The sequence below is a fragment of the Streptomyces sp. NPDC005820 genome (genome assembly GCF_040630255.1).
GTDB lineage: Bacteria > Actinomycetota > Actinomycetes > Streptomycetales > Streptomycetaceae > Streptomyces.
The window spans coordinates 1-19,580 of sequence record NZ_JBEXXE010000030.1; the positions used below are offsets into that span (position 1 = coordinate 1).

Here is a 19,580-nt window from a genome sequence, read left to right on the forward strand (position 1 = left end):
GTTTCCGACTCTATCAGACCTTTTCGGTGTCCGATTTCCTCGGTGCTTTCCAGGTTCTCGCTCTCGCGTTTCCCTTTCCGGCGGTTCCGACTCTACCAGATCCTTTCGGCGTCTGATTCCCAGTCAGCGGGGTTGTCTTCCCGGCCCTTCGGCCGTTCCGACGAGTGAGACTTTAGCGGATTCCCGGCTCCCGAAGCCAATCGGGGGCCGTGTCCTTTCGAACGCGGATTCCTCATTTCGCGAATACGCATGCCAATGACGCGACGGCAGACGAGACGACTGCTCACCGAGAAGTGGTTGGTACTTGCGGAATGGCTGTCCGGGGACCGACCGGAGTCGGCGCTCACGTCGGACAACTCGGAGAACACTACGTATCGGGCCGGGGCGTGTCAACCCACGTCCCTTGGGCACCCCTGGAGGCGTACTGTGGGCGTCATGACCACGCGTACGTGCACCCAGCTCTGGTGGGCCGCCTGACGGCGGCCGCGCTCACGTATGCGTTCAACGGCCGCCGCCTCGGCGGCCGTTCTCGTATCCCCTCCGGGACTCCCGAGGGTCGGCCCGCCGGGACGGCGGCCTCGACCGGAGAAGTCCAGCAGGAGGAGCGGAGATGACGAGGGTCTTCAGCGGGATCAAGCCGACCGGGCATCTGACCTTGGGGAACTACCTGGGCGCCATGCGGCAGTGGGTCCAGGTCGACCAGCACCGCTCGGACGCGTTGTTCTGCGTGGTCGATCTGCACGCGCTGACCGTGGACCACGATCCGGCGCGGGTGCGTCGGCTGAGCCGGCAGGCGGCGACGCTGCTGCTGGCGGCGGGACTGGATCCAGAGCTGTGCACCCTCTTCGTACAGAGCCATGTCGACGAGCACGCGCGGCTGTCGTACCTGATGGAGTGCGTGGCCACCGACGGCGAGATGCGGCGGATGATCCAGTACAAGGTGAAGGCCGCGCAGGAGCGGGAGCGCGAGGGGAGCGTGCGGCTGTCGCTGCTGACGTATCCGGTGCTGATGGCGGCGGACATCCTGGCGTACGGGACCGACGAGGTGCCGGTGGGGGACGACCAGGCGCAGCATGTGGAGCTGGCGCGGGATCTGGCGGTGCGGTTCAACCAGCGGTACGGGCATACGTTCGTGGTGCCGAGGGCGACGGTGCCGGCGGTGGCGGCTCGGGTGATGAACCTGCAGGCGCCGGGGTCGAAGATGGGGAAGAGCGATGACTCCGGGCCGGGGATCGTCTATCTGCTCGACGAGCCGGACGTGGTGCGGAAGAAGATCATGCGGGCTGTCACGGACAGCGGGCGGGAGGTCGTCTACGACCGGGCTGGTCGGCCGGGGGTCGCGAATCTGCTGGAGATCCTCGCGGCCTGCACGGACGGGAACCCTGCGGAGCTGGCGGCCGTTCATCAGTCGTACGGCGCTTTGAAGGCGGCCGCGGCGGAGGCTGTGGTCGAGGTGTTGCGGCCGGTGCGGGACCGGCACAAGGAGTTGTGTGCGGATCCCGCTTATGTCGAGGGGGTGCTCCGGGATGGGGCGAATAAGGCACGGGGGATGGCGCGTCCGGTAGTGGACGCCGCCTATCGCGCGATCGGGTTGCTGCCGCCGGTGGCTGAGGCGGAGCCCGTTTCGGGTGGGGTGCTGAACGCGGCTCGGTAGGCGCGTGGGCTGGTGGCGAGGCGCGAGGCGAAGTGCTGGCGCATCGTGACCTCGCTGCCGAAGCCGGCGCGGCGGGCGACCTCGGGTATGGGGAGGTCGGTGCGTTCGAGGAGTTTCTGGGCTGCGGCGATGCGCTGGTCGAGGAGCCAGCTGAGGGGGGTGGTGCCGGTGGCGGCGGTGAAGTGGCGGGCGAAGGTGCGGGGGGACATACCCGCGTGAGCCGCCAGGTCGGCGACGGTGAGGGGTTCGTGCAGTCGGCGCAGGGCGTGTTCGCGTACGGCGGCGAGCGTGTCGGCGTCGCGGTCGGCGGGTGCGGTGGGGTGCTCGATGAACTGTGCCTGGGAGCCGGTGCGGAAGGGGGCGGTGACCATCGAGCGGGCGATGGTGGCGGCCGCTTCGGCTCCGTGGGAGCGGCGGACCAGGTGCAGACAGAGGTCGATGCCGGCTGCCGTGCCCGCGGCGGTCCAGATGTTGTCGTCCTCGATGAAGAGGGCGTCGGGGACGACGGTGACCTGGGGGTGGTGGGCGCGGAGGAGGTCGATGAGGTTCCAGTGGGTGATCGCCCGGCGGCCGTCGAGGAGGCCGGCCTGGGCGAGGGTGAAGGCTCCGCCGCAGAGTGCGGCGAGGGTGGTGCCGCGTGCGTGGGCGCGGCGGAGTGCGTCCAGGACGGGGGTGGGTGCGGGGGTGAGGTGGTCGTCGAGGCCGGGGACGAGGATCAGGTCGGCGCGGGTGAGCCAGGTGAGGGTGCGGTCGGGGTGCAGGGCGAGTCCGCCGCGCATCGGGACGGGGGTGGTGTCGGTGGCGACGCGGCGGAGGTCGAAGGCGGGGGCGCCGCGGTCGGTGCGGTCGGCGCCCCAGACCTCGGTGATGACGGAGACGTCGAAGGCGCGGATACCGGGGAAGGCGACGAGGGCGACGCGGTAGGCGGGGGCCATGTCTGGCAGTAAACCATCGATCGCTGACTTCTGTACCTCTGGGGCGGGGTCGGTGGCGGCGGCAGGATCGTCGGCATGGAGATTGCGGAGAACGCAGCGCTGGTGGTCGTGGACGTGCAGAAGGGCTTCGAGGAGGCCGGCTTCTGGGGGCCGCGGAACAATCCGGGGGCCGATGACAACATCGCCGCGCTCATCGACGTATGGCAGGCGTCGGGGCGGCCGGTCGTGTTCGTGCGGCATGACTCGGTGAAGCCGGGGTCGCCGTTGCGGCTCGGGTACGAGGGGAACGAGCTGAAGTCGTATGTGGAGGAGAGGAGGGGCAAGGGTGCCGGTGCCGAGCTGTTCGTCACGAAGACCGTGAACTCGGCCTTTCTCGGGACGCCGGATCTGGGGGCGTGGCTGGGGGCCGCGGGGATCTCGCAGATCGTGCTGGCCGGGATCCAGACCAATATGTGTGTGGAGACGACGGCCCGGATGGGCGGGAATCTCGGGTACGACGTGGTGGTGGCGTACGACGCGACGCACACGTTCGACCTGGTGGGGCCGTTCGGCTGGCGGAGGAGTGCGGAGGAGCTGGCGCAGGCGTCGGCGGTGTCGCTGCACGGGGGCGGGTTCGCGCGTGTGGTGACCACCCGGGAGGTGGTGGACGCGGCGGGGTGACCGCCCCCGTGGCGGGTGGGTCAGTCCTTCTTGCCGGTGGCCAGTTCGCGGCTGCGGTCGCGGGCGGCCTCCAGGGCGGCGATGAGGGCGGCCCGTACGCCGTGGTTCTCGAGTTCGCGGATGGCGTTGATGGTGGTGCCGGCCGGGGAGGTGACGTTCTCGCGGAGCTTGACGGGGTGTTCGCCGCTGTCGCGGAGCATGGTCGCGGCGCCGATCGCGGACTGCACGATGAGGTCGTGGGCCTTGTCGCGGGGCAGGCCGAGGAGGATGCCGGCGTCGGTCATGGCTTCGACCAGGTAGAAGAAGTAGGCCGGGCCCGAGCCGGAGAGGGCGGTGCAGGCGTCCTGCTGGTTCTCGGGGACGCGGAGCGTCTTGCCGACGGCGCCGAAGATCTCCTCGGCGTGGGCGAGGTGGTCGGCGGTGGCGTGGCTGCCGGCGGAGATGACGGACATGGCCTCGTCGACGAGGGCGGGGGTGTTCGTCATGACGCGGACGACGGGGGTGCCGGGGGCGAGGCGCTCCTCGAAGAAGGAGGTCGGGATGCCGGCGGCGCCGCTGATGATGAGGCGGTCGGCGGGGACCTGGCCGGCGAGTTCGTCGAGGAGGGTGCCCATGTCCTGCGGCTTTACCGTGAGGATCAGAGTGTCGGCGGTCTTGGCGGCTTCCGCGTTGGTGACCGGGGTGACGCCGTAGCGGGTGCGGAGTTCCTCGGCGCGCTCGGGGCGGCGGGCGGTGACGAGGAGGTCGGCCGGGGGCCAGCCGCCTCGGATCATTCCGCTGAGCAGGGCTTCGCCGATCTTGCCGGTGCCGAGGACTGCGACTTTCTGGGTCATGGTGCGGGTGCCCTCCGGGGGTGCGTCGTCCGGGGTCCATCCTCGCACCGGTGCGGGGAGGTGCGGGTCGGTGTCCGGGTGGCGGGACGTCGGCGTGCCGAGGGGCTATGCGGTGCGTCGTCGTAGGGTCGCCGCGCCCAGGACCAGGACGAAGAGGGCGCAGCCGCCGACGATCAGGGCGTCGCGTACGAAGGTCGCTGTCATGTCGGTGTGGGTGAGGACCTCGTTCATGCCGTCGACCGCGTAGGACATGGGGAGGACGTCGGAGAGGGCTTCGAGGGCGGGGTGCATGGTGTCGCGGGGGGCGAAGAGGCCGCAGAGGAGGAGTTGGGGGAAGATCACCGCCGGCATGAACTGGACGGCCTGGAACTCGGAGGCGGCGAAGGCGGAGACGAAGAGGCCGAGGGCGGTGCCGAGGAGGGCGTCCAGGAGGGCTACGAGGAGCAGGAGCCAGGGGGAGCCGATGACGTCCAGGTCGAGGAACCAGACGGAGAGGGCGGTGGCGAGGGCGGACTGGATGATCGCGAGGGTGCCGAAGGCGAGGGCGTAGCCGGCGATCAGGTCGCCTTTGCCGAGGGGCATGGCGAGGAGGCGTTCGAGGGTGCCGGAGGTGCGTTCGCGCAGGGTGGCGATGGAGGTGACGAGGAACATCGTGATCAGCGGGAAGATGCCGAGGAGGGAGGCGCCGATGCTGTCGAAGGTGCGCGGGCTGCCGTCGAAGACGTAGCGCAGCAGGACCAGCATCAGGCAGGGGATGAGGAGGAGCAGCGCGATCGTGCGGGGGTCGTGGCGGAGCTGGCGCAGGACGCGGGCGGCGGTGGCGGTGGTGCGGGAGGCGTTGAGGCCGCGGGCGGGGGCGGGGGCGGTGGTCATCGGGCGGTCTCCTTCGCGCGGGCGGCGTCGGCCGCCTGGTCGACCAGGTGCAGGAAGGCGGCTTCGACGGTGTCGGCGCCGGTGCGGGTGCGCAGGGAGTCGGGGGTGCCGTCGGCGAGGAGCTCGCCGGCGCGCATCAGCAGCAGGCGGTGGCAGCGCTCGGCTTCGTCCATGACGTGGGAGGAGATGAGGAGGGTGGCGCCGCGGGTGTCGGCGATGCGGTGGAAGAGGGTCCACAGGTCGCGGCGGAGGACGGGGTCGAGTCCGACGGTGGGTTCGTCGAGGACGAGGAGTTCGGGGGTGCCGAGGAGGGCGACGGCGAGGGAGACGCGGCCTCGCTGGCCGCCGGAGAGGTTGCCGGCGAGGGCGTCGGCGTGGGTGGTGAGGTCGACGTCGGCGATGGCCCGGGTGACGTCGGCGCGGCGGCGGTCGGCGGCGGCGCGGCCGGGGTCGAGGATCGCGGCGAAGTAGTCGAGGTTCTGGCGGACGGTCAGGTCGTCGTAGACGGAGGGGGCCTGGGTGACGTAGCCGATGCGGGTGCGGAGGGTGGGGTGGCCCGCGGGGTGGCCGAGTACGTCGAGGGTGCCGGTGACCTTGGCCTGGGTGCCGACGACGGCGCGCATCAGGGTGGACTTGCCGCAGCCGGAGGGGCCGAGGAGGCCGGTGATCTGGCCGCGCGGGACGGTGAAGTCGAGGGAGCGCAGGACGGTGCGGGGGCCGCGGGCGACAGTGAGGTCGTGGGCGGTGACGGCGGGGCTGGTGTCGGGTGGTCCGGGCGGCTCGGGGACGGAGTTCATAGAATTCATCATGTGATGAATAATCCTCGTGGGGTGGCGGGCCGTCAAGCGGCTGGGCGGGTGGGGTGCATACGGCGGCGCAGGCGCGCGGGGGTGGGATTGGAAGAGGACGGTCCGCTTCCTGCGCCTCGATCCGCACGCGTCCCGCGCACGAACCCCTGCCCCAGAAGACCGCCGTAACCGACAATGGAATTCATGACGCCGCGCCCTCCCCCGGTGCGGCGCGCCCACGCATCTCCCGTTCCCTACCGGAGGTGCTGTCCGTGCTGACCCGTCGTCTGCGCAAGGTCGGTCAGGCCGATCTGTGCGCTTCTCTTGTCGTCTTCCTCGTCGCCCTGCCGCTGTGCGTGGGGGTGGCCATGGCCTCGGGTGTGCCCGCCGAACTGGGGCTGGTCACCGGAATCGTGGGCGGGCTGGTCGCCGGGCTGCTGCCCGGCAGCAGCCTCCAGGTGAGCGGCCCGGCGGCCGGGCTCACCGTGCTGGTCTTCGAGGCCGTACACGCGTACGGGCTGGAGGTGCTCGGGGTGATCGTGCTCGCGGCGGGGCTGGTGCAGCTCGGGCTGGGGGCGCTGCGGCTCGGGCGGTGGTTCCGGGCCGTGTCCGTGGCCGTCGTGCAGGGGATGCTCGCCGGGATCGGGCTGGTACTGGTCGCCGGTCAGGTGTACGCCCTCGGGGACGCGGCCGCGCCACCGGGCGGGCTCGGGAAGCTCGCCGGGCTGGTGGCGCTGCCCGGGCGGGTGGATCCGGTGGCGTTGTCAGTGGGGGGTGCCACCATGGTCGTGGTGCTGCTGTGGGGGCGGTGGCGGCGCGGGGCGCGGCTGGTTCCGGCGCCGTTGGTGGCGGTGGCGCTGGCGTCGGCGGCGACCTGGGTGTTCGACCTGGAGGTGCGGCGGGTCCGGGTGCAGGGGCTGTGGGAGGTCGTACGGGTTCCGCAGGCGGCGGATCTCGGGCGGCTGACGGAAGTGGGGGTGATCGGGACCGTCGTGGCGTTCGCGCTGATCGCGTCGGCGGAGTCGCTGTTCAGCGCGGCGGCGGTGGACCGGCTGCATGACGGGAGGAGGACGGACTACGACCGGGAGCTGATGGCGCAGGGCGCGGGCAACGCGGTGTGCGGGGTGCTGGGCGCGCTGCCGATGACGGCGGTGATCGTGCGGAGCGCGGCGAACGTGCAGGCCGGGGCGCGGACCAAGGCGTCGCGGGTGCTGCACGGGGTGTGGCTGCTGGTGTTCACGGCCGTGGTGCCCGGGGTGCTGGGGGTCATCCCGGTGGCGGCGCTGGCCGGGCTGCTGGTGCACGCCGGGTGCAAGCTCGTGCCGGTGCGCGAGGTGCGCAAGCTGTGGGGCGGGCATCGGGGGGAGCTGCTCGTGCTCGGGGTGACGGCGGTGGCGATCGTCGTGGCGAACCTGTTCGAGGGGGTGCTGATCGGGCTGGCGCTCGCCGTCGCGAAGACGGCGTGGGAGATCAGCCACGTGCATGTGGAGACCGAGGACCGGGGGGAGGCCGGGATCGTGGTGCGGGTGCTGGGTCATGCGACGTTCCTGCGGCTGCCGAAACTGCTGGACGCGCTGGACGCGCTGCCGGCCGACCGGGAGGTGCGGCTGGAGCTGGGCGGGCTGCGGCATGTGGACCACGCCTGCGCGGCGGCCCTGGAGGGGTGGGCCGCGGCGCGGGAGCGGCGGGCGACGGGGCGACAGGGGGAGGTGGCGGCGGGAAGCCCGGCGTCGTAGTGGGGGCTGACCGGGGGGAGGGGGAGGCCTTCGGCCCTGGCCGGGCGGGACGGTCCCTCCCGGCGGGAGCTTCTGCCGGGGGCCCCGGCAGAAGCCAGTCGCAGGCCGGTCGGAGGCTGGTCGGAAGCTGGTCGAAGGCCAGTCGCAGGCCGGTCGAAGGACGGTCCCTCAGGCCTCGTGGGGCGTGGTGGCGAGGAGGAGTTCGACGTCGTACGTCTCCTCGATCGTGCCGTCGGGGAACGCGGTGAGGAGGTGGCGGTGTTCCTCGGTGAGGAAGGCGGCGGTGCTCTCCTCGTCGTGGACCAGGAACGCCGAGTGGCTGCTGAGGTTGGCCAGGTGGAGGTCGAGGGGGACGCGGCGGCTCCAGCGGACTGTGCGGTGGGTGAAGTCGAGGCCGCCGGTGGGGTCGGCGCGGGCGGCGCGGCTGCCGTCGCCGTTCTTCTGCACGACGTGGTCGATGCCGAAGTGGCGCTGCATACGGTCGGTCTGGTCGTCGATCCACTGCACGTCGACCGCGCTGGTGTTCCACCACAGGGCCAGCGCGCCGCCCGGCCGCAGGACGCGCAGCGCCTCCGGGACCGCGAGGGCCGGGTCGGTCCAGTGCCAGGACTGGGCGTAGGTGAGGAGGTCGAGGGAGGCGGTGGCGAGGGGGAGGTGGTTGCCGTCGCCGCGGACGAGCGGGACGCCGGGGAGGCCGCGGCGGAACTGCGTCGCCATGCCCTCCCCCGGTTCGACGGCGACGACCCGGGCGCCGCGGGCGTGCAGCAGGGCGGTGGCCAGGCCGGTGCCGGCGCCGACGTCCGCGACCCGGGCACCGGCGAGGGGGCGGCCGGTGAGCGTCTCGATCGCGTCGAGGAGGGCGGGTGGATAGGAGGGCCGGTTCGCGGCGTACAGGGCCGCGGCGGCGTTGAAGGAGTGGGCGCGAGCCTGGATCCGGGATTCGGGTGAGGCCGTCATACGTCCATGGTGACGGGGGGTGAGCGATCAGGCGGCGGTTTTCTGCGCGCCGAGGAGGAGGACGGTGACGCCGTCGGCGGAGGTCAGGATGAGCGTGGGCGCGGTGCTCTCGGCGCGCAGGGGCCCGAGCCGGGCGGGAAGCTCCGGGCGGGCGGGCGGACTCGAGGAGGGCGGCGTACGGCCGGCTGATGTGGTTCATGGCACTGGGACGCCGGGGGGGCCGGTCGGACGTTCAGGTGCGGCGGCGCTTCTTCGAGGGGTTGCCGGTGCGGCGCGAGGAGCGCTTCTCGTGTTGCTTGAGTGCCGTCTCGTACTCCTCGCGGTGGAGTCTCTCGCCGGGGGCCTCGGTGAGGGCGCGGAAGAAGTAGGCGGCGAGGGAGCCGACGAAGCCGATGGCCAGCAGGCCCCGGAGGGAGGCCTGGCGGTCGGGGTCGGGGCGCTTGGCGAAGCCGTCCCAGGTGGTGCGGAAGGCGAGCGCACTGCAGACCGTGAACATGACCACGACCAGCAGGGTCACGAAACTGCCGGTCTCGGCGATCGCCAGGCCCTCGTAGGCGAAGCGCAGGACGAGACAGGAGGCGACGGTGGCGGCGAGCGCGCCGGCGGCGACGGCGAAGCGGCGGGCGGTGTAGCCCCCGTCGTGTTCCACCCAGGTGGTGCCGAAGAACCGCAGGGGCTCGGGGCGGGGGCCGTCGGGGGCCACCGGCCGGTCGGCGGGCGGGTCCTGCGTGCCGTGGACGTCCCGGGTGTCCCGGGAGCCCGCCGGGGTGTCCGGGGTGCCGTTTTCGTCGCTCACGGGACGATTATGGCCCCGGTCGGCGGCGGGCTTCCGGGTGGGTGCCGCGGTCAGGAGCAGCGCGAGGCGACGTAGCCGTCGCTGCCGGTGTGGACGTAGGAGTCGGAGACGTACTCTCCGCTGGCGATGTTGTCCCAGATGTTCGAGGTGCCGTACGGGCCGGTGACCGTCGTGCCGGGCGTCTGGCAGTAGATCGGCACCTTGGACCCCTCGGCCAGGACGCGCACGACGCCGTAGCCCGTACCGGGGCCGCTGCGGACGTTGAGCCGGACGCCTGGGGCTATCGGGTAGTAGGTGACGGCCGTTGCGGCCGCCGTGGCGACGGCCTCCGATTCACCGGCGCTCTCGGCCTCTTCCACACGGTCGACAGACATGACAGAACCTCCCCCGTTGGACCCCATGACTGCCATGGGGTCACCTTCATTCCCCCGAAACACGCAATGAAACACCTGTACGTGATTCGTACGCGGAGGCTAGCAAGCCGCCTCTGTCCCGTAGAAGTCATCGACTAGGCTCCGTGCGTCGCGCGCGCGGAGAACAGCACGGGGGTGGTCCATGTCGCCACAGCGCAACACCGGGCAGGGCGCGGAAGCGGAACTTCCGGAGTACGCCGGTCACTACCGCCTGGAGTCACGGCTGGGTTCCGGCGGCATGGGTGTGGTCCATCTGGCCCGCAGCACCTCCGGGATGAAGGTCGCGGTGAAGGTCGTCCATGCCGATTACGCACGCGATCCCGAGTTCAGGGGGCGTTTCCGGCAGGAGGTCGCGGCCGCGCGGAGAGTGAGCGGCGCGTTCACCGCCCCCGTGGTGGACGCCGACCCGGACGCCGAACGGCCCTGGATGGCCACCCTGTTCATCCCCGGCTCGACGCTCGCCGAGCAGGTGAAGCGGAACGGGCCGATGAGTTCGGGCGAGTTGCGGCGGCTGATGGCGGGGCTCGCGGAGGCACTGCGCGACATCCACCGGGTGGGCGTCGTGCACCGGGACCTCAAGCCGAGCAACGTCCTGCTCGCGGAGGACGGTCCGAAGGTCATCGACTTCGGGATCTCCCGGCCGAAGGACAGCGAACTGCGGACCGAGACCGGCAAGTTGATCGGGACACCGCCCTTCATGGCGCCGGAGCAGTTCCGGCGGCCGCGCGAGGTCGGGCCGGCCGCCGACGTCTTCGCGCTGGGCTCGGTGATGGTGCACGCGGCGACGGGCCGGGGGCCGTTCGACTCCGACAGCCCGTATGTCGTCGCCTACCAGGTCGTGCACGACGAGCCGGACCTGACGGGCGTACCGGGGAATCTCGCGCCGCTGGTGGTGCGCTGTCTCGCCAAGGAGCCCGAGGACCGGCCGACGCCGGACGAGCTGATGCGGGAACTGCGGTCGGTGGCGGCGTCGTACGACACGCAGGCGTTCATACCGGAGCAGCGGGCGGAGGACGGGGGGCCTGCGGGGGCCGTGTCCGCCGACGCCGCGGGTGCCGCGGGTGCCGCGGGTGCCGGCGGCGTCACCGACGGACGGACGGGACGGGCCGAACGGGCCGACGTGTCCCCGTCGTTCGCATCGGCCGGCCACCTCACCGACCCGCCCGCTCCGGCCGATCCCGCCCACCCGAACGACCCGAACGACCCGAACGACCCGAACAAGTCGAGCGGGTCGAGCGGGCAGGCCGGCGGGAAGTCCTCCCCGCGGTCCACCGGCCCCCGGCGGAAGATGCGCCGCGCGGCGGTCGTGGCGTCGGCGCTGGGGCTGTTCGCCGGTGGGGCGTTCGCCTCGATGCAGCTGTTGGGGGACGAGCCGGCGGCGCACGAGGCGAGTCCGCGGACCACGACGGCCGCGTTCGACGCGTGGGACGCCGAGTCGGTGTCCGAGACGCCGAGCACACCCCAGTGCTCGTACGGGGCCGACGAACTGCTGTGCGGGCAGCCCGGGGTGGTCTTCGCCCTCGACCCGGCCGACGGCACCGTGCTGTGGAAGCGCTCCGTCGCCGACACCCTGCGCAGCGGTCCGCCGGTGCTGGCCGGGGAGCTGGTGCAGCCGCTGACGGAACAGGAGACGCACCTGGCGGCGCTCGCCCCGGAGACGGGGAAGGTCGGCTGGCGGCGGGCGATGCCCGCGCACACCGGGCTGCGGGTGGTGGGCGGCACCCTGCTGTTCAGCGCGGCCGACGGGACCGTCACCGCCGTGGACGCGGCGTCGGGCGAGACGAAGTGGCGGCACGCGGTCACCGACCGGGGCGTGCCGTACTTCTCCTCGTTCACCGGGGATCCGCTGGCCTACGCGACGGCCGTCTCCGACACGGGGACGACCGAGGTCACCGCCGTGGACCCGGACTCGGGCGAGGTGCGGTGGAGCGCGGGGCTGCAGGGCACGCTGGAGGCGGTCGGCAGCCATGACGGGGCGCTCTTCTTCCTCTCGGCCGACCGGACGACCGGGGACACCGGGGCCGTGGTGCGCTACGACCCGCAGACCCGGAAGACGCGCCGCGTGGCGCTGCCCGTGCCCCGGCAGGCCCCGGCGGCCACGGTGCACGGCGACGTCGTCTACCTGATGTCCACCGCCGGGGCGCTGGAGGCCGTCGACATGACGGCGGGCAAGCGGCTGTGGAGCCTGGAGACGGGCCTGTACCGCGGTTCGGATCCGGCGGTCGGCGACGGGCATGTGTACATCACCGGGGTGGACGGGCGGCTCCTCGGCGTGGACGCCCGCAGCGGCAAGCTGCTCGGGCAGACGCGGGCGCGGCTCGGCAGGAACTCCGACCGGGTGGCGAGCTCGCTGCCGGCGCCGCTGCCGGTCGACGGCCGGGTCTTCGCGGGCGCTCCCGACGGGAGTGTGTTCGCGGTGGACGGGCGGGATCCCGCCGGCTGGTGAGCCACACCAGTCGGTACGGCACGAAGGGGCCGCCCCTCGCGAGGCGGCCCCTCCGTCCACAGGCTGTGGATCAAGCGCCGGGAATCAAGCGCTGGGGATCAAGCGCTGAGGATCAGCCGAGCTTGGACACGTCCCGCACCGCGCCCTTGTCGGCGCTGGTGGCCATCGCGGCGTAGGCCTTCAGCGCGGCGGAGACCTTGCGCTCCCGGCCGGACGGGGCGTACACCCCGTTCAACGCCTGCGCGCGGCGGGCGAGTTCCGCGTCGTCGACGAGCAACTCGATCGAGCGACCCGGGATGTCGATGCGGATGCGGTCGCCGTCCTGGACGAGGGCGATGGTGCCGCCGGACGCCGCCTCCGGGGACGCGTGGCCGATGGACAGGCCCGAGGTGCCGCCGGAGAAGCGGCCGTCGGTGATCAGCGCGCAGGTCTTGCCGAGGCCGCGGCCCTTGAGGAAGGACGTCGGGTAGAGCATCTCCTGCATGCCGGGGCCGCCCTTGGGGCCCTCGTAGCGGATGACGACGACGTCACCGTGGGTGACCTGCTTGTTGAGGATCTTCTCGACGGCCTCCTCCTGCGACTCGCAGACGACCGCGGGGCCCTCGAAGGTCCAGATCGACTCGTCGACGCCGGCCGTCTTGACGACGCAGCCGTCGACGGCGAGGTTGCCGCGCAGCACCGCGAGGCCGCCGTCCTTGGAGTAGGCGTGCTCGGCGGAGCGGATGCAGCCGCCCTCGGCGTCGTCGTCGAGGGCCTCCCAGCGCTCGGACTGGGAGAAGGCCTCGGCGGAGCGGACGCAGCCGGGCGCCGCGTGCCACAGTTCCATGGCCTCGGCGGACGGGGAGCCGCCGCGCACGTCCCAGGTCTTCAGCCAGTCCGCCAGGGACGGGCTGTGGACGGCGTGCACGTCCTCGTTGAGCAGACCCGCGCGGTGCAGTTCGCCGAGGAGGGCGGGGATGCCGCCGGCGCGGTGCACGTCCTCCATGTAGTACGTGCGGTTCTTGGCGACGTTGGGCGCGACCTTCGCCAGGCACGGCACCCGGCGCGAGACGGCGTCGATCTCCTCCAGGCCGAACCGGACGCCCGCCTCCTGGGCGGCGGCCAGCAGGTGCAGGATCGTGTTGGTGGAGCCGCCCATCGCGATGTCCAGCGCCATGGCGTTCTCGAACGCGGCGAAGGTCGCGACGTTGAGCGGCAGGACCGTCTCGTCGTCCTGCTCGTAGTAGCGGCGGGTGATGTCCATGACCGTGCGCGCGGCGTCGACGTACAACTGCTTGCGCGCGGTGTGGGTGGCGAGCACCGAGCCGTTGCCGGGGAGGGAGAGGCCGATGGCCTCGGTCAGGCAGTTCATCGAGTTGGCGGTGAACATGCCGGAACAGGAGCCGCAGGTCGGACAGGCGTTCTCCTCGATGCGGAGGATGTCCTCGTCCGAGATCTTGTCGTTCACGGCGTCGGAGATCGCGTCGACCAGGTCGAGGGTGCGGACCGTGCCGTCGACGAGCGTGGCGCGGCCGGACTCCATCGGGCCGCCGGAGACGAAGACCGTGGGGATGTTCAGCCGCAGGGCGGCCATGAGCATGCCCGGGGTGATCTTGTCGCAGTTGGAGATGCAGACCAGGGCGTCGGCGCAGTGGGCCTCGACCATGTACTCGACCGAGTCGGCGATCAGGTCGCGGGAGGGCAGGGAGTACAGCATGCCGCCGTGGCCCATGGCGATGCCGTCGTCGACGGCGATCGTGTTGAACTCGCGCGGGATGCCGCCCGCCTCGGTGATCGCCTCGCTGACGATCCGGCCGACCGGCTGCAGATGTGTGTGGCCGGGCACGAACTCGGTGAAGCTGTTGGCCACCGCGATGATCGGCTTCCGGCCGATGTCCGCACCGGGTACACCGGAGGCGCGCATAAGGGCGCGGGCGCCCGCCATGTTGCGGCCGTGGGTGACTGTGCGGGACCTCAGCTCGGGCATCGTCGCTCGCTCCTTGAGAGACTTCCGTCAGAGAGACTTCTGACTGCCTAACGAGCGTACGCCGGTCATCCAGGGTGCGGGACGAGGTGTCCGAAATGCGGGATGAGCGTCTCGGTGCCGGGGGGGCCGGTGCCGGTGTCAGGGCGCGGTGAGGTGTCCCTGTACGACGGGTGCGACCCGCGCGATGATCAGTTCGACGTCCGCCGAGGCGAGCGGCTCCACCTTGATCACGTATCGCAGCATCGCGCATCCGACCAGCTGCGCGGCCGCAAGCTCGGCGCGCAGTTCGGCGTCCGGCAGATCGACCTGGGCGGCGACCCGGCGCAGCACCTGGGCGGCGACCAGCCGGCGGAAGACGGCCGCCGCGGTGTCGTTGGTGACGGCCGAGCGCACGATCGCGAGGAGGGGCGCGCGCGTAGCGGGGTTCTCCCAGACGCCGAAGACGAACCGGGCCATCCGCTCCCCCACGCCCTCCAGCGGCCCTTCGGCGATCGCCGTGGGCGCTTCGAACGCGGGTGCGAAGGCGACCTCGATCGCCGTCTCGAAGATCTGTTCCTTGGTGCCGAAGTAGTGGTGCACGAGCGCGGAGTCCACCCCGGCCGCCTTGGCGATCCCGCGCACGGACGTCTTCTCGTACCCCCGCTCGGAGAACTCCTCCCGCGCGGCGGCCAGGATGCGGTCGCGGGTGTCGGCCGCTTCGGTACGAGGGGGGCGGCCGCGTCTGCGGGCGGTCCCGCCGGCGTCGGCCGCCGCCGTACGAGGGGGTCGGCCGCGGCGCCGGGAGGTCCCGTCGGGCTCGCTCACGGGCGGGGCACCTTCGCCGCCGACGCCAGGTGCAGCCGGGTGAAGGCGAGGGCCTCCGCGAGGTCGGCCTCACGTTCGGCGCCGGACATGGCACGCCGGGTGTTGACCTCGATGACGACATGGCCGTCGAAGCCGCTCAGCGCGAGCCGCTCCAGCAGCTCGGCGCAGGGCTGCCCGCCGCGGCCGGGGACCAGGTGCTCGTCCTTGGCCGAGCCGTTGCCGTCGGCGAGGTGGACGTGGCCGAGGCGGTCGCCCATGCGGTCGACCATCTGGAGGGCGTCCGTGCGGGCGGTGGAGGCGTGGCTGAGGTCGATCGTGAAGTGCCGGTAGTCGTCCTTGGTGACGTCCCAGTCGGGGGCGTACGCGAGCATCTCGCGGTCGCGGTAGCGCCAGGGGTACATGTTCTCGACGGCGAACCGCACGTCCGTCTCGTGCGCCATCCGCCAGATGCCCTGGACGAAGTCCCGCGCGTACTGGCGCTGCCAGCGGAAGGGCGGGTGGACGACGACGGTGGTGGCGCCGAGCTTCTCGGCGGCGGCCCGGGCCCGCTGGAGCTTCACCCAGGGGTCGGTGGACCAGACCCGCTGGGTGATGAGCAGGCACGGGGCGTGCACGGCGAGGATCGGGACGCCGTGGTAGTCGCTGAGCCTGCGCAGCGCCTCGATGTCCTGGCTGACGGGGTCGTTCCAGACCATGACCTCGACGCCGTCGTATCCGAGGCGCGCGGCGATCTCGAAGGCCGTCGCCGTCGGCTCCGGGTACACGGACGCCGTCGACAGGGCGACCTTCGTGTCCGGGATCCGTACGACTGGCTCTGCCATGGGGGACAGGTTACGGGGTGCGGTTGGCTGAGTGCCGGGCGCCTGCTCGCCGTTGTGGGGTATGCCACGGGCGGGTGCGGCGCCGTTGCGGCTTGTCGCGCCCCGTGGCGGAGCCACATGTCGGACACAGCCCCGTGCCCCTTTCGGGGCTACACCGAGCCCATGTGATCCAGGCGCCGCAGGATCACGCCCTCCCGCAGGGCCCAGGGGCAGATTTCCACCGTTTCGACGCCGAAGAGGTCCATCGTGCCCTCGGCGACGAGGGCGCCGGCGAGGAGCTGGTTGGCCCGGCCCTCGGAGACTCCGGGGAGTTCCGCGCGCTGGGCGTAGGTCATGCCGGCCAGGCGGGGCACCCAGGCCTCCAGGGACTCGCGCTTGAGTTCGCGCTGGACGTAGAGACCCTCGGTGGAGCGGGCGGCTCCGGCGATGCGGGCGAGCTGCCGGAAGGTCTTGGAGGTGGCGACGACGTGGTCGGGGGCGCCGAAGCGGCTGAACTCGCCGACCGTCCGGGCGATCTGTGCGCGGACGTGGCGGCGCAGCGTCCTTATGTCCTCGGCGGCGGGCGGGTCGCCGGGCAGCCAGCCCGCAGTGAGGCGGCCCGCGCCGAGCGGCAGGGAGGCGGCCGCGTCGGGCTCCTCGTCGATGCCGTAGGCGATCTCCAGGGAGCCGCCGCCGATGTCCAGGACGAGCAGCTTGCCGGCCGACCAGCCGAACCAGCGGCGGGCGGCGAGAAAGGTGAGCCGGGCCTCCTCGGAGCCGGTGAGGACCTGGAGCTCGACGCCGGTCTCGGCCTGCACGCGCGCGAGGACGTCGTCGGCGTTGGTGGCCTCGCGCACGGCGGAGGTCGCGAACGGCAGGAGGTCCTCGACGCCCTTGTCCTCGGCGGCCTGGAGCGCTTCGTGGACGACCGTGATCAGTTTGTCGACGCCGTCGGGGCCGATGGCGCCGTCCCCGTCGAGCAGTTGGGCGAGGCGCAGTTCGGCCTTGTGCGAGTGCGCGGGCAGCGGGCGCGCGCCGGGGTGTGCATCCACCACCAGCAGATGCACCGTGTTCGATCCCACGTCGAGGACACCGAGTCTCATGTAGGGAACGCTACTGCCAGTGAGGCCGTGGGCCGTCCCCGAAGTGGCCTTCGGCGACTTACCCTGGACGGGTGCCAAAGACGAAAAAGGCGAAGACCGACAAAACAACCGCCGGTTCTTCGCGGGCGAACCCGGTGCCGGCAGCGGCGGACGAGAAGGGGCTCGACTTCGCACGCGCGTGGGTGGAGTTCCCGGATCCGGCGGACGACGAGCAGGTCTTCCGCTGCGATCTGACATGGCTGACCTCTCGCTGGAACTGCGTCTTCGGCAGTGGCTGCCAGGGCATCCAGGCCGGCCGCGCGGACGACGGGTGCTGCACGCTGGGTGCCCACTTCTCCGACGAGGACGACGAGCAGCGGGTCGCCGGGCATGTGGCGCGGCTCACCCCCGACATCTGGCAGCACCACGCCGAGGGGGTGCTGAACGGCTGGGTGGCGGAGGACGAGGACGGCGACCGTCAGACCCGCCCCTACCAGGGCTCCTGCATCTTCCAGAACCGTCCGGGCTTCGCCGGTGGCGCGGGCTGCTCGCTGCACATCCTGGCGCTCAAGGAGGGCCGCGAGCCCCTGGAGACCAAGCCGGACGTCTGCTGGCAGCTTCCGGTGCGGCGGACGTACGACTGGATCGACCGGCCGGACGACACGCGCGTGCTGCAGGTGTCGATCGGCGAGTACGACCGCCGCGGCTGGGGTCCGGGCGGTCACGATCTGCACTGGTGGTGCACCTCGGCGACCTCGGCGCACGGCGCGGGCGACCCGGTGTACGTGTCGTACCGCGCGGAGCTGACCGAGCTGATGGGCAAGGCCGGCTACGACCGTCTCGTCGAGTTGTGCGAGGAGCGGCTGGCCTCGCGGCTTCCGCTGCTGGCACCGCATCCGGCGGATCCCGTCGACTGACACCCCCTAGGGGGTGGCGGGGCTCGTGGTGCCGCCGTCGGGCGGTGGCGGGGTCGAGCCCTCCGGGGTGGTCGGGGAGTCGGTGGGGGTGGGCTGCGGGTCGGTGGAGGGCGGAGGGGCGCTCGGGGTGGGGTCCGTGGCGGGCGGGGTCGGGGGATCCGGGTCGGGCTTCGAGGTCGGCGGGGCCGGGGTGCCCGGACCGGTGCCCTCTCCTGTGCCGGGGGCGGGGCCGGACGCGGTGCCGTAACCCTCGATGGTGACGACGGCGCCCGCCGGAGCGATCGCCACGCGTGCGTGCCAGTGGCCGGGCGGCTCGCGCAGGGGGTCGACGTACGCCTTGATCGTCACCGACTCGCTGGGGTACAGGCTGCCGGTGGAGCGGCTGAGGTAGATCCAGGGGGCGCCGGTGGCGGCGGACCAGGCGACGGGGCCGTCGGCGTCCCGGGCGGCGGTGAGGGTGATCAGGGTGGTGTCGCCGCTGGTGACGGCGCTCACGGTCAGCCGTTTCGCGTCGGCGGCGCCGAGCCCGGAGACGCTGACGACCTCCACGGACACATCCGGCTTGGGGCCCTTGCCGAAGCCCGTGGCGGGCCTGGTGCTGGCGTTCCCCGCGTTCTCGTAGCCGCCCGCCGCCCCGCCGTCGGGGCTTCCGGGGCCGTGCGCCTCGCCGGCTCCGACCGAGCGGCTGTCGGCGTCCGCGGTGGGGGCGCTGCGGTAGGCCGCCCACAGGGCGAGCACGGGCGCCGCGACGACGGTGGCGACGACGGTGGTCGTGACGGCACGCGCGCGGAGACGGTCGCGGCGGGCGGCGCGGTCCTTGGGGTCCATCGGGAAGCCGCGCCGGTCGAAACGGGGCGCGGCGGCACCCCGCGCGCGGGTGAGGTGCGTCATGGCGAGGTGCAGGGCCGGGCGGGGCGCCTCCAGGACGGGCAGCTCGGCGGGGGTGACCCCGGCGCCGGGCCAGCGGCCGGGGACGGCGCGCTCGGCGGCCCGGCGGCAGCGGGGGCAGTCGTCGACGTGCCGGACGAGCTCGCGGCGCAGGGCGGCGCTGAGGACCAGCTGGTGCTCGCCGGTGAGGCGGGCCACTCCGGGACAGCCGCCGGTCTCCACGACGGCGAGGGCGGCGCGGGTGCGCTCTACCTCGCAGGCGGCCGTGGCCAGCAGCTCGCGGGCGGCGGCGTGGTCCATGCCGAGGACGGCGCCGACCTCGTGGGCGGCGAGGTGGTGGCGTACGGCGAGTTCGAGCGCCTCGCGCTGCTCGGGGGTGGTGCCGGCGGCCTCCGGCCAGGCGAGCAGGGCGAGTTCGCGGCGCCGCTCCTCCTGGAGCTCGTCGGGGATGTCCGGGTTCTCGGTGGTGGGGGCGCCGGAGGGTGCGCCGGTGCGCGCGCCGGACGGACGGTGCGCCGCGGTGCGCCCGGACGCATGGGTGCCCTGACGTTTCTGCTTGGCCTCGGCCAGCTTGCGCAGGCAGGCCCAGCGGGCCAGCGCGTACAGCCAGGCTCTGCGCTCCCCGGCCTCCGGGATGCGCTGTCCCCGCCGCTCGGCCAGCGCGAGGACGTCCCCGAGGGCGGCGGTGGCCGCATCGTGGTCGCACAGCGCGGACAGGCAGTAGGTGAACAGTCCGTCCAGATACGGCTCGTAGCGCGCGGGCGGGCGCTGCGCGAGCGTGCGCCCCGCGGCGCGATCGCGCGCCTCCCGGTGCGCCCGGTGTGCGCCGGTCGTGCGGGTCGAGATTTCGGGGCTGCTGCTCATCACCCGTGGACCGTAGGCGGCGCGGAACGGGCTCTTCTTGTCCCTTGAGTCCTTTTAATCCGTACGGGTGAAACGATCCCTCATAAGGGGACAGGAATGGGGGGTTCCGTGGCTCGTTCGTGATGGGGGGTGGCCGGATCGCAGGGGGTGTCCGGATTCTCCATAGGT

Annotated in this window: 17 protein-coding genes; 5 read left to right on the top strand and 12 right to left on the bottom strand. The window is 72.5% G+C overall.

The annotated features are described in order from the left end of the window. Window positions 1-610 precede the first annotated feature (610 nt). A complete protein-coding gene (gene trpS / locus ABZ464_RS32215; protein ID WP_359282696.1) occupies window positions 611-1,654 on the top strand; it encodes a tryptophan--tRNA ligase in 1,044 nt (347 codons plus the stop codon). Here the strand turns inward: trpS and ABZ464_RS32220 are convergent. Further along, window positions 1,576-2,589 (bottom strand): helix-turn-helix domain-containing protein, encoded by a 1,014-nt coding sequence (locus ABZ464_RS32220; RefSeq protein ID WP_359282697.1) that lies wholly within the window; start codon window positions 2,587-2,589, stop codon window positions 1,576-1,578. The genes trpS and ABZ464_RS32220 overlap by 79 nt on opposite strands. Before the next feature lie 75 nt (window positions 2,590-2,664). On the opposite strand from ABZ464_RS32220, the gene ABZ464_RS32225 reads away from it, so the two are divergent. Next, window positions 2,665-3,249 carry a cysteine hydrolase family protein gene (locus ABZ464_RS32225; protein ID WP_359282699.1) on the top strand — a complete coding sequence of 195 codons (585 nt, stop codon included), beginning with the start codon at window positions 2,665-2,667 and terminating at the stop codon, window positions 3,247-3,249. A 20-nt stretch (window positions 3,250-3,269) separates the two neighbouring features. On the opposite strand, the gene proC is transcribed toward ABZ464_RS32225, so the two are convergent. The 3 genes from proC to ABZ464_RS32240 all read right to left on the bottom strand — a co-directional run bounded on the left by proC (window position 3,270) and on the right by ABZ464_RS32240 (window position 5,764). Beyond that, window positions 3,270-4,082 carry a pyrroline-5-carboxylate reductase gene (proC, locus tag ABZ464_RS32230; protein WP_359282702.1) on the bottom strand — a complete coding sequence of 271 codons (813 nt, stop codon included), beginning with the start codon at window positions 4,080-4,082 and terminating at the stop codon, window positions 3,270-3,272. A gap of 105 nt (window positions 4,083-4,187) precedes the next feature. Beyond that, the gene (locus ABZ464_RS32235; protein ID WP_359282703.1) at window positions 4,188-4,955 is read right to left on the bottom strand and encodes an ABC transporter permease; all 768 of its coding nucleotides are present in this window, start codon (window positions 4,953-4,955) and stop codon (window positions 4,188-4,190) included. Further along, window positions 4,952-5,764 (bottom strand): ABC transporter ATP-binding protein, encoded by an 813-nt coding sequence (locus tag ABZ464_RS32240; RefSeq protein ID WP_359282705.1) that lies wholly within the window; start codon window positions 5,762-5,764, stop codon window positions 4,952-4,954. The genes ABZ464_RS32235 and ABZ464_RS32240 overlap by 4 nt, the downstream gene beginning before the upstream one ends. Before the next feature lie 251 nt (window positions 5,765-6,015). On the opposite strand from ABZ464_RS32240, the gene ABZ464_RS32245 reads away from it, so the two are divergent. Further along, window positions 6,016-7,479: a SulP family inorganic anion transporter gene (locus ABZ464_RS32245; protein WP_359282707.1), complete on the top strand. Its 1,464-nt coding sequence runs from the start codon at window positions 6,016-6,018 to the stop codon at window positions 7,477-7,479. Window positions 7,480-7,647: 168 nt separating this feature from the next. Here the strand turns inward: ABZ464_RS32245 and ABZ464_RS32250 are convergent, their stop codons facing one another. The 3 genes from ABZ464_RS32250 to ABZ464_RS32260 form a co-directional block, all read right to left on the bottom strand. Then, complete coding sequence (locus ABZ464_RS32250; RefSeq protein WP_359282710.1) at window positions 7,648-8,436, bottom strand: class I SAM-dependent methyltransferase; 789 nt, start codon at window positions 8,434-8,436, stop codon at window positions 7,648-7,650. Between the two features lie 232 nt (window positions 8,437-8,668). Then, a complete protein-coding gene (locus ABZ464_RS32255) occupies window positions 8,669-9,232 on the bottom strand; it encodes an EamA/RhaT family transporter (protein WP_359282712.1) in 564 nt (187 codons plus the stop codon). A 50-nt stretch (window positions 9,233-9,282) separates the two neighbouring features. Further along, window positions 9,283-9,606 (bottom strand): SH3 domain-containing protein, encoded by a 324-nt coding sequence (locus ABZ464_RS32260; RefSeq protein WP_359282715.1) that lies wholly within the window; start codon window positions 9,604-9,606, stop codon window positions 9,283-9,285. A 181-nt stretch (window positions 9,607-9,787) separates the two neighbouring features. Between ABZ464_RS32260 and ABZ464_RS32265 the strand changes: the two genes are divergently transcribed. Next, on the top strand, window positions 9,788-12,091 hold the full coding sequence (locus ABZ464_RS32265; protein ID WP_359282718.1) for a serine/threonine-protein kinase: 2,304 nt from the start codon (window positions 9,788-9,790) through the stop codon (window positions 12,089-12,091). Between the two features lie 112 nt (window positions 12,092-12,203). Here ABZ464_RS32265 and ilvD read toward each other — a convergent pair whose 3' ends face one another. From ilvD to ABZ464_RS32285, 4 genes are all read right to left on the bottom strand, one after another. After that, window positions 12,204-14,057, bottom strand: coding sequence for a dihydroxy-acid dehydratase (ilvD, locus tag ABZ464_RS32270; RefSeq protein ID WP_359282721.1), 1,854 nt, complete (start codon window positions 14,055-14,057; stop codon window positions 12,204-12,206). A gap of 138 nt (window positions 14,058-14,195) precedes the next feature. Continuing rightward, the gene (locus tag ABZ464_RS32275; RefSeq protein ID WP_359282724.1) at window positions 14,196-14,861 is read right to left on the bottom strand and encodes a TetR family transcriptional regulator; all 666 of its coding nucleotides are present in this window, start codon (window positions 14,859-14,861) and stop codon (window positions 14,196-14,198) included. Further along, on the bottom strand, window positions 14,858-15,682 hold the full coding sequence (locus ABZ464_RS32280) for a sugar phosphate isomerase/epimerase (protein ID WP_359282727.1): 825 nt from the start codon (window positions 15,680-15,682) through the stop codon (window positions 14,858-14,860). Before ABZ464_RS32280 ends, ABZ464_RS32275 begins: the two co-directional genes overlap by 4 nt. A gap of 149 nt (window positions 15,683-15,831) precedes the next feature. Then, a complete protein-coding gene (locus ABZ464_RS32285) occupies window positions 15,832-16,764 on the bottom strand; it encodes a Ppx/GppA phosphatase family protein (protein ID WP_359282730.1) in 933 nt (310 codons plus the stop codon). 71 nt (window positions 16,765-16,835) lie between these two features. Here ABZ464_RS32285 and ABZ464_RS32290 point away from each other — a divergent pair, with 71 nt between their 5' ends. Next, a complete protein-coding gene (locus tag ABZ464_RS32290) occupies window positions 16,836-17,660 on the top strand; it encodes a hypothetical protein (protein WP_359282732.1) in 825 nt (274 codons plus the stop codon). Between the two features lie 6 nt (window positions 17,661-17,666). On the opposite strand, the gene ABZ464_RS32295 is transcribed toward ABZ464_RS32290, so the two are convergent. Next, the gene (locus tag ABZ464_RS32295; protein ID WP_359282735.1) at window positions 17,667-19,415 is read right to left on the bottom strand and encodes a hypothetical protein; all 1,749 of its coding nucleotides are present in this window, start codon (window positions 19,413-19,415) and stop codon (window positions 17,667-17,669) included. Window positions 19,416-19,580 lie beyond the last annotated feature (165 nt).